Origin of the sequence: Micromonospora sp. NPDC005367 (assembly GCF_040606825.1) — a bacterium.
Classification (GTDB): Bacteria; Actinomycetota; Actinomycetes; order Mycobacteriales; family Micromonosporaceae; genus Micromonospora.
On the sequence record NZ_JBEXFP010000012.1, the window covers coordinates 49,510 to 62,499 of the forward strand.

Genomic DNA, 12,990 nt, shown 5'->3' on the forward strand with positions numbered 1-12,990 from the left:
CTGCGAGGACGTGATGGCAGTACCGCCCCCAAAGATCGGCACACCGCCCGCCCCTGAGTTGCCGCGCAACGGATTTGACCGGTTCTTCGAGATCTCCGCCCGTGGCTCGACGATGAGCCGCGAGATACGCGGTGGCCTGGCGACCTTCTTCACGATGGCCTACATCGTGGTGCTCAACCCGCTGATCCTCGGTAGCGCCGCCGACGGTGACGGCAAGAAACTCGCGATCCCGGCGATCGCCGCAGCGACGGCGCTGGTCGCCGGCGTGATGACCATCCTGATGGGTGTGGTCGGCCGGTTCCCGCTGGCGCTCGCCGCCGGCCTCGGCGTCAACGCGCTTGTCGCGTTCGAGATCGCCCCGGAGATGACCTGGGCCGACGCCATGGGCCTCGTGGTGATCGAAGGTGTGATCATCGCGGTGCTGGTGCTGACCGGCCTGCGTACCGCGGTGTTCCGCGCGGTGCCGACCCAGCTGAAGACGGCGATCGGCGTCGGCATCGGGCTGTTCCTGACCATCATCGGGCTGGTCGACGCCGGCTTCGTACGGCGCGTGCCGGACGTGGCCAACACGACGGTGCCGGTGGGGCTGGGGATCGGCGGCAAGCTGGCGAGCTGGCCGCTGCTCGTCTTCGTGGTCGGGCTGCTGCTGACGCTGGTGCTGGTGGTCCGCCGGGTCCGGGGCGCGATCCTGATCGGCATCCTCGGCTCGACCGTGCTGGCGATGATCGTCGAGGCGATCGCGAACGTCGGACCGTCCGTGGTCGACGGCAAGCCCAACCCGAAGGGCTGGGCGCTCAACGTTCCGGAGCTGCCGAAGACCATCGCGGACGTCCCGGACCTGTCGCTGCTCGGCCACTTCAATGTGTTCGACTCGTGGAGCCGGGCCGGCTGGCTGGTCGTGCTGATGTTCGTCTTCACGCTGCTGATCACGGACTTCTTCGACACGATGGGCACGATGGTCGCGGTCGGCCAGGAGGGCGGGATGCTCGACGAGCGGGGCACCCCGCCGCGGGCGAAGGAGATCCTGCTGGTCGACTCGATCGCCGCGGCGGCCGGCGGCGCGGCGAGCACCTCCAGCAACACCTCGTACATCGAGAGTGCCGCCGGTGTGGCGGAGGGCGCCCGGACCGGCGTGGCCAGCCTGGTCACCGGCGGGCTCTTCCTGCTGGCCATGTTCCTGGCGCCGCTGGTGGTGGTCGTACCGTTCGAGGCGGCCTCCACCGCGCTGGTGGTGGTGGGTTTCCTGATGATGACCGCGGTCCGGACCATCGACTGGTCCGACTACGAGATCGCGATCCCGGCGTTCCTCACCATCGTGCTGATGCCCTTCACCTACTCGGTCTCGAACGGGATCGGGGCCGGCGTGATCACCTACGCCGTGCTGAAGCTGGCCCGGGGGAAGTCGCGGGAGGTGCACCCGCTGATGTACGGGGTGGCCGCGCTCTTCATCCTCTACTTCCTGCGCGGACCGATCGAGTCCGTGGTGCTGTGACGGCGGCCCGGGCCGGGTGTCCGGAAGCGGACAGCCGGCCCGGGGCAGCCGAAAGTCCTCGTGAGCCTGGTCATATCAGATGTCGTTAGCCAAGCTCATTAGTTAAGCTAACTACCGTGACGGAGCGGACGGTGACTGCGAAGCGCGTGCCACCGGCGCAGCTGGCCCCCCAGCTGCGTGATGCGATCACCCGACTCAGCCGGCGGGTCAGACAGGCCCGGCCGGTCGGCGACCTGACGATCACCCAGCTCAGCGCGCTCACCAGCCTCGGGCTGGCAGGCGCCCTGACGCCACGGGAACTGGCCGACGTGGAACGGGTGCAGCCACCGACGATGACCCGGATCGTCGCGAAGTTGGAGGAGCGCGGGCTCGTGCAGCGCACCCCCCATCCGACCGACGGACGCCAGGTCATCCTCGCGCCGACCGAGGGAGGGCGGGCGGTGCTCGAGAAGTTCGAGCGCGCCCGTAACGAGTGGCTGGCCAACCGGCTGGCCGAGCTCAGCGAGGTCGACCGGGAGACGCTGGGGAAAGCTGCCGAGCTTCTCCAGCAGATCGCTCGCGCCTGACTCGTACCCGCGCCATCGGGTCCGCGCCGTCCGCCGTGGATGACGCGTACGACTCGAGGAGGCGCTACCAAGAGTGCAGGCCAGGCTGAGCACCATGTTCCAGTCCCTACAGGTTCGCAACTACCGGCTCTTCGCCACCGGACAGCTGATCAAACTGCTCGGCGTCTGGATGATGTACATCGCCCAGGACTGGCTCGTCCTCGACCTCTCGGACAACTCCGCGACCGCGCTCGGCGTGGTGACGGCCCTGCAGTTCACCCCGGTGCTCCTGCTCACCCTTCTCTCCGGCCGTCTCGCCGACCGGTACGACAAGCGCATCCTGCTCTTCGTCGCCAACACCTTCTGGACCGTGCTGGCGCTCGGCATGAGCGTCCTGGTCCTCACCGGCCTGGCTCAGCTCTGGCACGTCTTCGCGTTCGCCCTCCTGCTCGGCGTCGCCAACGCGGTGGAGACCCCCGTCCGGCAGTCCTTCGTCTCCGAGCTGGTCGGCGTGTCGCTGCTGCCGAACGCCCTCTCGCTCAACGCCGCCGTGTTCAACTCCGCGCGGATCATCGGCCCGGCCATCGCCGGCGTGGCCATCGCCATCTTCGACGTCGGTCCGGTCTTCATCATCACCGCGGTCAGCTCGATCGCGCCGCTGGTGAACGTGGTGCGGATGCGTACGTCCGAGCTCTACCGGGACGCCCTGCCCCCGCGCGACGAGCGCGCCGAGGCCCGGGTGATCGACGGGTTGCGTTACGTCTGGCACCGCTCCGACCTGCTGCTCCCGATGGTCCTGATGTCGGTGATCGGCATGTCGTTGTTCAACTTCCAGCTCACCCTGGCGGCGCTGGCAAAGACCGTGTTCCACACCGGCGCGGCCTCGTTCGGCCTGTTCACCACCGCGCTGGCGCTCGGCGCGCTCGGTGGGGCGCTCGCCGGCACCGGGCGGCGCAGCCGGCCGTCCATCTGGCTGGTGATCGGCGCCGCCATCGCCTGCGCGAGTTTCGGCACGCTGGTCGGCCTCGCCCAGGCGTACTGGCTGGTAGCCGTCCTGCTGGTGCCGACCGGCTTCTTCATGGTCTTCTTCGCCCAGGCCGCCAACCAGCGGGTGCAGCTCGGCGTGGACGCCGCGTTCCGGGGCCGGGTCATGGCCCTCTGGGTGCTGGTGTTCCTCGGCACCAACCCGGTCGGCGCGCCCGTGATCGGTTGGGTCGCGGAGAGCTTCGGCGCCGGGGCCGCCATCTGGATCGGCGCGCTGATCTCCCTGGCCACCGCGCTGCTCGCGCTGGCCTGGCAGCTGCGCCGCTCCGGTGCCCGGCTCCGGTTCCAGGTGCTGCCGATGCCCCGCTTCTACGTGACGCAGACGGAGAGCTGAGCCGGAAGGGGCCCCTGTCGTGCGATCTCGCGCGGCAGGGGCCCTCCTAACACATCTGGCGGGCCGAAGCGTCCCGATGCGCGGATAGCGCGGATGCCGCCATTCCGGTGGCGGAGCGGCAGGGCGGAGCTTAGCGTCGATGCGTGGAGCTCGGACGCGCACTGCTGCTCGCCCTGGCGTTCGTCGCCGTGGCGAGCCTGCCTGCGCTGATCGCCCTGCTCTTCTGCGCCGACGAGATCATCGACCGGGTCGCCTGCGGCTACGCCGAATGGCGCGAGCGCCGGCGGGAGCGGCGGGTCATCGCCCGGCTGGACCGGGCCGTCGAGGCCGACTCGTTGACCCGTGACATCGACCTGTCCGAGTTCGACCGGGAGGACCGGCGGCCGCTGGAGCAACTCGCCACCGAACTGCGTCGGCTGGGCGGCCAGCGACTCGGGGGCACCGGCCGACCGATGGTCTGGCACAGCGCGGTGCTCCAGGCGTACGACGACCGGCTGCGTCTCGCATGTCGCGCGCTCGACATCACCGAGCACCTCAGCGAGCTGGACGGCGTCGACCAGGAGATCGAGCGGGTCCGGGTGGAGGGGCTGCTGCACGCTTCGGGGCTGAGCCTGCCGGCCGCGCGTGGGGCGGGCCGCCGGCAGCAGCACCGCTGAGGACGTAGCCCGGTTGAGGCTCTTCGTCGCGGTCAACCCGACGGCCGACGCGGTCGCCGACCTGACCGCCCAGGTCGCCCGACTCCGGATCGGGGCGGCGGCCGCGGCCGGCACCAACGTACGGCTGGCCGACCCGGCGAACGCTCATCTCACGCTCGCCTTCCTCGGCGACGTCGAGGAGGCCCGACTGGTCGAGGCGGAGAGCTCACTGGGGCTCGCCGCCCAGTGGTTCCGCGAGTCCCGGGACGCCGCTCCGCGGCTGAGGCTGGGCGGGGGCGGGCGGTTCGGGCGGGGCCGGTTCACCATCCTCTGGGTGGACGTACGAGGTGAGACCGAGGCGCTCGCGACCCTGACCCGGCTGATCCGCTCCCGGCTGCGGAGCGCACGCCTGCCGTACGACGAGAAGCCCTTCCGTGCGCACCTCACCATCGCCCGGCCCGGCGACCGGGTGGACGAGGTCGACATCGAGGCGGACCGGGTCACGCTGGACGGCTACCTGGGGCCGGAGTGGCCGGCGACCGAGCTGTTGCTGATGCGCAGCCACCCCGGCCCCCGGCCGCGCTACGACCGGCTCGCCGCCTGGCCCCTGTGATCCGGCTCAGTCCTCCCGGGTGCCCTCGTAGAGGTCGAAGTACAACTTGTCCAACTCGTCGCTCCGGTTGCCCAGCGTGCCCGGATCGACGACGTCGTGCCCGATACCCAGTTCGGCGGGTAGCTCGTGAACGGCCAGCGGACGGTCGCTCGCCGCGGCGATCTGCCGGGGAACGTCGACCGCCTCCTGCCGATCGATGAAGTCGTCGTTCGCCGACGTCACGACGGCCACGCTCATCAGTCGCGGATTTCGCTGGTCCAGATCGAAGTTGCGCGCGATGCGCAGGTACTGGGAGAGCGCGGCGAAGGAGAACCCCTCCGAATTGATCTTGTCCGGTACGAGATGGAAACCGAAGAGCACGATCATCGGTTTGACCACGAAGCCGGGCGCCTGAGCACTGTTCGGCTTGTAGAAGGGTGACAGCAGCAGAAGGTGACGCACCGCGTCGGGCCGCCGGCCGGCCAGCCAGGTGGCCAGCACCCCGCCACCGGAGATGCCCACCACGCCCACCTCGTCGCCGAGCCCGGTGACCAGGTTCAGCCCGTCGTTGGCGTAGGTGACCAGCTCGGTGGCTTCGAGCTTCGCGTGCGCCAGCTCGTCGGTGACCCCGTGCCGGGGCGCCCGGGGCACCCAGACGTTGTAGCCCTCGTCGAAGTACCGCTTCGCCAGGCCGGCGTACTGCTTCGGGCAGTCGGTGTAGCCGTGCAGCAGCAGGACCGCTTTGGCTGTCCTGGTGCCGTGCGACATCACCACGCTGCGGCACTCCGGGCGTACGTCCGGATCTGCGGTCTCGGCCGCGACGACCTGCTCGGCCTGACCGAGGGCGACGTCGAAGGTGAGGGCCGTGGGGGTGGCGCGCTGCAGGTCGCTTCCGCCGAGCGGCCAGGCGTAGAGGACGACGGCCGCCAGGACGACGAGCGCGAGCAGCGCGCTGAGGGTGACGCCGACCCGGCCGAGCACGGTCCGTCGGGCTGGGCTCTTCTGTTGTGCGATGTCGAGGGTCAAGAAGTGTGCCTTCCACGTTGAGGGGACAACGTGGACACGCGATTGAACCGGTTGCGGTTCGGAGGCTCTACTGTGTGCTGGCTCTCCTCCGGTGGGATGGGCCGATTCGCCCACCCCACCAGAGGTGCGTCAGGAGGATTCGCCCCGCCGGAGGTGCGTCAGGAGGACTCGCGGGCGGCCGGGCCGCTGCCGAAGAGGACGTCGTCCCAGCTCGGCAGGCGCTTGCGTGGCTTGCCCGAGCTGTCGGTGGGCTCGCTGCCCGCGGCGGCCGCCGCCCCGGTGCGGCGCGGCCGGAGCACCGCCAGCGACGGAACGGCCGGCACCTCCTTGGGCGCGTCCGAGTCGTCGTCGAAGGCCGAGCCGGGCCCGCCGCCGAGCAACGCGGCGGCACCGCCCGCGACGGCTCGCTGCCGCGGCGCGTCGGACCCCGCGAGCGCCGCCGGCGTACGCGGCTCCAGGCCACGGCCGGAGGAACCACCCAGCGGCCGGTCGAGAGACGCGAGCAGGGCGTCCCGCCCGGCCCGGATCGGGTCTCGACCGGGGCGGGCGTGCTCGGCGGGCGCCGGCAACCCGTGCCCGCCTCGACTCGGCTCGCTACGCGTCGGCCCGGGCAGGGCGTGCCCACCCCGCTCCGGCGGCTCCTGGCCGAGGATCGGCGTGGGCCGCTCGGCGCAGAGGTATTGCGCCATGTCGTCGTGCGGTGCGACCGCCTGCCGGGTCTTGTCGAGGACCCAGATCGCCTGCGCGGTGGCCTTGCCCGACGGCCAGGTGGCGATGATCCGCCAGGTGCCGTCGTCGCGCCGGTACGCGTCCCAGGAGATCTTCTCGGTGTCGATGCCGTGCTGGGCCAGCCGGTCGTTGACCACCTCGGCGAGTGGCGTCGGCTTCTCCGCGCCCTTGAGCCGGGTGCGCCGAGCGTGCTGCGCGAGCATCGCCCGCTCCTGGAGCACCGGGCCGGCGTAGCGCAGCACCCGGTCGACCGGCACCCCGGCGATCCGGGCGACGTCCTCGGCGGACTCACCGGAGCGGATGCGGGCCTGGATGTCGCGCGGGGACAGGGACGGGATCGGATCGGCGGCAGCGGGCGCCACCGCGAGCGGCGGGGCGCCGGGCTCGGCGTGCAGCGCCGTGCTAATCCGCTCGTCGATGGGCAGCGCCAGCAGCCGCCCCACCTCGTCGGCGAGTACCAGGGCCTGGCCGTCCTCGGAAAGGGCGACGAAGCGTACTGGGCGCATAGCGTTGCCTCCGTCCCGCTTCGTTGGCCGCACGCCGCGAGTCAGCCGCCCGGGCGTCTCGCACCACCGTACGCTCATCTGCCTTCAGGTGGGGGATGCGACACCCGCATGTCGTGGATGACCTGCGGCGATGATCACGGTGGGTGGCGGCCGCACCGGGCGACGGCCACCCACCGTCATGTCGATCAGAGTCGCTCGACCACGTAGTCGATCGACGCGGTGAGCGCCTCGACGTCGGCCGGCTCGACGGCCGGGAAGAGCGCCACCCGCAGTTGGTTACGGCCCAGCTTTCGGTACGGCTCGGTGTCCACGATGCCGTTGGCGCGTAGCACCTTGGCGATCGCGCCCGCGTCCACCCCGTCGGCGAAGTCGATGGTGGCCACCACGTTGGAGCGCAGTGCCTGGTCGGCGACGAACGGCTTGGCCACCTCCGAACGCTCGGCCCAGCCGTACACGATGGACGCGCTCTCGGCCGTCCGCTTGGCGGCCCAGGCCAGCCCACCCTGCTCGTTCATCCAGTCGGTCTGCTCGGCGGCCAGGAAGATGGTGGCCAGCGCCGGGGTGTTGTAGGTCTGTTCGAGGCGGGAGTTGTCGATGGCGGTGACCAGGTCGAGGAAGGCCGGGATGTAGCGCCCGGACGCCTTGATCTCCGCGGCACGCTCCAGCGCGGCCGGCGACATCAGGGCGAGCCAGAGTCCGCCGTCGGAACCGAAGCACTTCTGCGGTGCGAAGTAGTAGACGTCCGTCTCGGCGAGGTCCACGTCCAGGCCACCCGCGCCGGAGGTGGCGTCGACCAGCAGCAGCGAACCCTCGTCCGCGCCGGACACCCGGGAGATCGGCACCGCCACGCCGGTGGAGGTCTCGTTGTGCGGGGTCGCGTAGACATCGACTCCAGCCTCGGCGGCCAGGCCCGGCGCGCTGCCCGCGTCCGACTTCCGGACGGTCGGCTCGCCGAGGAAGGGCGCGTCCTTGACCGCCTTGGCGAACTTGGCGCCGAACTCGCCGAAACTGGCGAACTGCGCCCGGTCGCGGATGAGACCGAACGTGGCGACCTCCCAGAAGGCCGTCGTGCCACCGTTGCCGATGATCACCTCGTAGCCGTCCGGCAGGGAGAAGAACTGGGCGATGCCGTTGCGCAGCCGGGCCACCTGGTCGCGGACCGTCTTCTGCCGGTGCGAGGTGCCGAGGTAGCTGGTGGCCACGTCGGCGAGGGCGGACACCGCCGCCGGGCGGACCTTGGACGGTCCGCAGCCGAACCGCCCGTCGGCGGGCTTGATCTCGTCGGGAATCCGGATGGTCGGTGCGTCAGCCACGGTTCTCAAGATCCTTCCGCGTGGGCCGGGGCCCGGTGAGCTGGCGGGCGCGGAGCACCGGCGGGCGCGGGGCACGCGCCGGCCGCGATCCGAGCCTGGTCCGGCGGCACTGCCGAAGCCTCATCCTTCCATCCCCGAGGGCGAACCCGAGTTCTGGTCCCACCTCCGGGATTGAGGTGTGCGCCACAGATGTCGGCGAGCGCCGGCTCGGCCGGCCGGGTCCGTACGGGCGGACGCCGTGGTGCGGGTCGCGGCGGCACGGTCATCGTGCCGCCCGCGCGGTGCTGGGCGGTTATGAAGGCGAAGTGGTTTGCCGGGCCGGACCGGCGCCTCACTCAACGTCACATCGAGGGGCTGCCCGGGGTCCGCGGCGCCAGCCGCGGCGCCCGCAGGAGCCCCTCGATCAGACCTCAGACGCCGTGCGGGATGGCGTCCCAGCCCTCGACCTCCTGCGGCTTGCGCGGGCTGTGGCCGATGTACCGGGCGGACGGCCGGACCAACCGCTGGAGCTTCTTCTGCTCCAGGATGTGGGCGCTCCAACCACCCATCCGGGCGCAGGTGAACATCGAGGTGAACATGTGCGCCGGCACCTCGGCGAAGTCGAGCACGACGGCCGACCAGAACTCGACGTTGGTGGCGAGCACCCGGTCGGGCTTGCGGTTGTGCAGCTCCTCCAGGGCGGCCTTCTCCAGCGCCTCGGCCACCTCGAAGCGGGGCGCGCCGAGCTCCTTGGCGGTCCGGCGGAGGACCCGCGCGCGCGGGTCCTCGGCCCGGTAGACCCGGTGCCCGAAGCCCATGAGTCGCTCGCCGCGGTCCAGCACACCCTTGACGTAGCCCTCGGCATCGCCGCCGCGCTCGACCGCCTCGAGCATGTTGAGCACCCGGGAGGGCGCGCCACCGTGCAGCGGGCCGGAGAGGGCACCGATGCCGGAGGAGATGCAGGCGGCAGCGTCGGCGCCGGTCGAGGCGACGATCCGGGCGGTGAAGGTCGAGGCGTTCAGCCCGTGCTCGGTGGCCGAGATGAAGTAGGCGTCGACGGCCTTGACGTGCCGCGGGTCCGGCTCGCCGCGCCAGCGCTTCATGAAGCGCTCGACGATCGTGGACGCCTTGTCGATCTCCTTCTGCGGCACGGCCGGCAGGCCGAGGCCACGGGCGGACTGGGCGACGAAGGAGAGCGCGGTCACCGAGACCCGGGCAAGATCCTCGCGGGCCTGCTCGTCGGTGATGTCGAGCAGCTGGTCGAGGCCCCAGTACGGGGCGAGCATCGCGACCGCGGACTGCACGTCGACGCGGATGTCACCGGAGTGCACCGGAACCGGGAACGGCTCGGCGGGCGGCAGGCCCGGCCCGAACCGGCCGTCCACCAGCAGGGCCCACACGTTGCCGAAAGAGACCTGGCCGATCAGATCCTCGATGTCCACCCCGCGGTAGCGCAGCGCGCCCCCCTCGCGGTCGGGCTCGGCGATCTCGGTCTCGAAGGCGACGACGCCCTCCAGCCCCGGTTTGAAGTCAGCCATGTCGCTCTCCTGGCTCTGGTCGCCGCCCGGTTCGGCCACACGCGGCCCGGTCGGTCGAGCACCTTGGGCGACCCTTGGGGATTCGTTCGGAACATCTTGCCTGCTGAGTAACCAAGTCCGCGACCCGCTGCGACTGTGCTGCATACGACATCCCCGGGCGCGCATCCGGTTCGCGCCTGGGCAAGACTGGGACGGTACGGGCTGGCCAGCCTTGACGGGCGTGCGCCGGCTCGGTGAAAGGGAGTAGAAACGTGACGGGCGACACACCAGTCCCGGCCGCGATGCGTAACGAGTACGCCGCGGGCCGGGGCCTTTCCGAGGCCGACCTGGCCGGCGACTGGCACGCACAGTTCGCCCGCTGGTTCGCCGACGCCGTGGCCTTCGGGCTGCCCGAGCCGAACGCCATGGTCGTCGGCACCGCGGACGCTGCCGGGCGGCCCAGCGGGCGCACCGTGCTGTTGAAGGGCTACAGCCCGGACGGCTTCGTCTTCTTCACCAACCACGCCTCGCGCAAGGGCACCGAGGCGGCCGCGAATCCGTACGCCAGCCTGGTCTTCCCCTGGTTCCCGATGCAGCGTCAGGTCGTGGTCGCCGGCACCGTGCAGGAGGTGCCGCGGGCGGAGACCGAGGCGTATTTCGCGACGCGGCCCCGTGCCTCGCAGTTGGGCGCCTGGGCCAGCGCCCAGTCGCAGGTCATCCCGGACCGAGCCACGCTCGAGGCACGCTTCCGCGAGGCGGCGGAGCGGTTCGCCGACGACGCGCCGATCCCGGCCCCGCCGCACTGGGGCGGGCTGCGGGTCCGCCCGGACTCGGTGGAGTTCTGGCAGGGGCACGCCGGTCGGCTGCACGACCGCCTGCGGTTCCGGCGTACCGACGCCCGTGACTGGACCGTCGAACGGCTCGCGCCGTGACGGAGAAACAACGCGCCGGGGTGCGCCGCTGGGCGATCGACCTGCGGCCGCTGAAGGTGCCGGACTACCGGCGTATCTGGCTCGGCAACGGCGTCGCGATGTTCGGCTTCCAGTTCACCGCGGTGGCCGTGCCGGTGGAGATGTACGACCTCACGAGCGCCTCCCTCTGGGTGGGGCTGCTCGGTATCGCCGGCTTCGTACCCTTGTTGATCTTCGGTCTCTGGGGTGGTGCGGTCGCCGACGCACGGGACCGCCGCAAGGTCCTGCTCGGCGCCGGCACGCTGCTCTGGGCGTCCACCCTCGGCCTGCTGGCCCAGTCACTGCTGCACGTGGGCAGCCCCGTGCTGCTGCTCATCCTGGTGGCGGTGCAGTCGGTCGCCTTCGCGATCACCTCGCCGGCCCGCAGTGCGATCCTGCCGCGCCTGGTGCCGGACGAGCTGGTACCGGCGGCCAGCACGCTGAACTACACCACCTTCACGGCCGCCTCGGTGGTCGGTCCGCTGGCAGCCGGTCTGATCTTCTCGTCCTGGGGGGTCGACGTCGGCCTGCCGATCGCGTACGCGGTCGACGGGCTGCTCTTCACGGTCTCGCTCTGGGCCACGCTGCGACTGCCCGCGCTGCCACCCGCGCCGGACCCGGACGGCGACGGCACCCCCCGCAGGGCGGGGCTGGCGAGCGTCGTGGACGGTTTCCGCTACCTGGCGACCACCCCGGTGCTGCTGCTCTCATTCGCCGTCGACCTGATCGCGATGATCCTGGCCATGCCCCGGGCGCTCTTCCCGGAGATCGCCCACGAGCGGTTCAGTGACGGTGCGGTCGGCTGGCTGTACAGCGCCATCGCCATCGGTTCGATGATCGGTGGCCTCACCTCCGGTTGGATCAGCCGGCTACGTCGCCAGGGGCTCGGACTGGTGCTCGCGGTCGTCGGGTGGGGAGTGGCCATCGCGGCGGCCGGTTTCGCCCACCAGCTCTGGCTGATGGTGCTGCTGCTCGGTGTCGCCGGCGCGGCCGACCTGGTCAGCGCGGTGCTCCGCCAGTCCATGCTGCTGATCTACGCGCCGGACCGGATGCGCGGCCGGCTCCAGGGGGTCAACACCGTGGTCGTCGCCGGCGGTCCGCGCCTCGGCGATCTGCGCGCGGGCGCGATGGCGGCCGGCCTCGGCGGTGGGCTCGCCTGGGTGGCCGGCGGTGTCGCCTCGGCGGTGCTGGTCGTGGTGCTCGCGGTCGCCTTCCCGGCGCTGCTGCGGTACCGGGCCGCGACGGCGACCGGCACTGAGCCCGCACCTAACGTCGACGCCGGATCGACGAGCACGGACGGGTCCCCGGCGGTGGGTGCGCCCGCCACCGACCGGGCGCCGACGGCGTCGGGCGGTGACCGAGAGTGACCGATTAGGGTCGCGGACATGCGCATCCCTGACCAGCGTCCCCCGTCGGGCACCCAGTGGACCATCTCCGCCGCCGGCCACGAGGCCGTCATCGTCGAGGTGGGTGGCGGGTTGCGGACGTACACGCACGACGGTGTCGACTACGTCGACGGGTACGCGGAGGACGAGCTGTGCCCCGGCTCCGCCGGGCAGGTGCTCGCCCCGTGGCCGAACCGAATCCGGGACGGCCGCTACGCGATCGGTGAGCGCACGTACCAGCTGCCGCTGACCGAGCCGGCCCGGCACGTGGCGATCCACGGACTGGTCAACTGGATGCCCTGGCAGCTGCTCGAGCAGTCGGCCGACGCGGTGACCATCGGCTGTGACCTGCCGGCACAGCCCGGCTACCCGTGGGCGTTGCAGCTGCGCAGCCGGTGGAGCGTCGGGGCGGACGGCCTGCGCGCCGAGCACGAGGTGCGCAACGTCAGCGGCGAGGCGGCTCCGTTCGGCTTCTCCGTGCACCCGTACCTGCAACTTCCCGGGGTGCCGGTCGACGAGCTGGCGATGCGGGTGCCCGGCCGGAGCCGGATCGTGCTGGACAACCGGTTGCTGCCCATCGCCGTCACCGACGTGGCGGGCACCGAGTACGACTGGACGAGCCCGCGCAAGATCGGCGATGCGGTCCTCGACCTGGCCTTCGGTGACGTGGTCCGGGAGGGCGACGGCGGGTCGTCGGTGAGCCTGGCCGCGCCGGATGGCTCGGGCGTGACCATCTGGGCCGGCGGGGAGTTCGGATGGTGGCAGGTCTTCACCGGGGACACGCTGACCGGTGAGCGGCACCGGCGTTCGGTCGCCGTCGAGCCGATGACCTGCCCGCCCGACGCGTTCCGGTCCGGCCACGACGTGATCACGCTCGCGCCGGGCGAGACCTGGCGTGGCGTCTGGGGCGTCCGCCCCGGCGCCTGACCGGGAGGGGAGTCGC

The 12,990-nt window shown here is 71.6% G+C and carries 11 protein-coding genes and 1 pseudogene; 8 read left to right on the top strand and 4 right to left on the bottom strand.

What is annotated here, in order from left to right; translation table 11 throughout:
• The first annotated feature begins 13 nt into the window (after positions 1 to 13).
• From ABZS42_RS11295 to thpR, 5 genes are all read left to right on the top strand, one after another.
• The gene (locus ABZS42_RS11295) at positions 14 to 1,492 is read left to right on the top strand and encodes an NCS2 family permease (protein ID WP_355144092.1); all 1,479 of its coding nucleotides are present in this window, start codon (positions 14 to 16) and stop codon (positions 1,490 to 1,492) included.
• A gap of 116 nt (positions 1,493 to 1,608) precedes the next feature.
• Positions 1,609 to 2,058 (top strand): MarR family transcriptional regulator, encoded by a 450-nt coding sequence (locus tag ABZS42_RS11300; protein WP_355144094.1) that lies wholly within the window; start codon positions 1,609 to 1,611, stop codon positions 2,056 to 2,058.
• Between the two features lie 73 nt (positions 2,059 to 2,131).
• Positions 2,132 to 3,415 carry an MFS transporter gene (locus ABZS42_RS11305; protein ID WP_355144096.1) on the top strand — a complete coding sequence of 428 codons (1,284 nt, stop codon included), beginning with the start codon at positions 2,132 to 2,134 and terminating at the stop codon, positions 3,413 to 3,415.
• 143 nt (positions 3,416 to 3,558) lie between these two features.
• Complete coding sequence (locus tag ABZS42_RS11310; RefSeq protein ID WP_355144098.1) at positions 3,559 to 4,071, top strand: hypothetical protein; 513 nt, start codon at positions 3,559 to 3,561, stop codon at positions 4,069 to 4,071.
• Positions 4,072 to 4,084: 13 nt separating this feature from the next.
• Positions 4,085 to 4,663, top strand: a complete 579-nt coding sequence (thpR, locus tag ABZS42_RS11315; protein WP_355144100.1) for an RNA 2',3'-cyclic phosphodiesterase — start codon at positions 4,085 to 4,087, stop codon at positions 4,661 to 4,663.
• A gap of 6 nt (positions 4,664 to 4,669) precedes the next feature.
• Here thpR and ABZS42_RS11320 read toward each other — a convergent pair whose 3' ends face one another.
• The 4 genes from ABZS42_RS11320 to ABZS42_RS11335 all read right to left on the bottom strand — a co-directional run bounded on the left by ABZS42_RS11320 (position 4,670) and on the right by ABZS42_RS11335 (position 9,733).
• A complete protein-coding gene (locus tag ABZS42_RS11320; protein WP_355144102.1) occupies positions 4,670 to 5,668 on the bottom strand; it encodes an alpha/beta fold hydrolase in 999 nt (332 codons plus the stop codon).
• Between the two features lie 158 nt (positions 5,669 to 5,826).
• The gene (gene sepH, locus ABZS42_RS11325; RefSeq protein WP_355144104.1) at positions 5,827 to 6,903 is read right to left on the bottom strand and encodes a septation protein SepH; all 1,077 of its coding nucleotides are present in this window, start codon (positions 6,901 to 6,903) and stop codon (positions 5,827 to 5,829) included.
• A gap of 185 nt (positions 6,904 to 7,088) precedes the next feature.
• The gene (gene serC, locus ABZS42_RS11330; protein ID WP_355144106.1) at positions 7,089 to 8,216 is read right to left on the bottom strand and encodes a phosphoserine transaminase; all 1,128 of its coding nucleotides are present in this window, start codon (positions 8,214 to 8,216) and stop codon (positions 7,089 to 7,091) included.
• A gap of 410 nt (positions 8,217 to 8,626) precedes the next feature.
• On the bottom strand, positions 8,627 to 9,733 hold the full coding sequence (locus ABZS42_RS11335) for a citrate synthase 2 (RefSeq protein WP_355144108.1): 1,107 nt from the start codon (positions 9,731 to 9,733) through the stop codon (positions 8,627 to 8,629).
• A 281-nt stretch (positions 9,734 to 10,014) separates the two neighbouring features.
• Between ABZS42_RS11335 and pdxH the strand changes: the two genes are divergently transcribed.
• The 3 genes and pseudogenes from pdxH to ABZS42_RS11350 all read left to right on the top strand — a co-directional run bounded on the left by pdxH (position 10,015) and on the right by ABZS42_RS11350 (position 12,974).
• Positions 10,015 to 10,644, top strand: coding sequence for a pyridoxamine 5'-phosphate oxidase (gene pdxH / locus ABZS42_RS11340; protein ID WP_355144270.1), 630 nt, complete (start codon positions 10,015 to 10,017; stop codon positions 10,642 to 10,644).
• Positions 10,641 to 11,903, top strand: a pseudogene (locus tag ABZS42_RS11345) (MFS transporter); the annotation flags it as partial. The gene pdxH and the pseudogene ABZS42_RS11345, both read left to right, overlap by 4 nt.
• Positions 11,904 to 12,047: 144 nt before the next feature.
• A complete protein-coding gene (locus ABZS42_RS11350; RefSeq protein WP_355144110.1) occupies positions 12,048 to 12,974 on the top strand; it encodes an aldose 1-epimerase family protein in 927 nt (308 codons plus the stop codon).
• Positions 12,975 to 12,990: the final 16 nt, after the last annotated feature.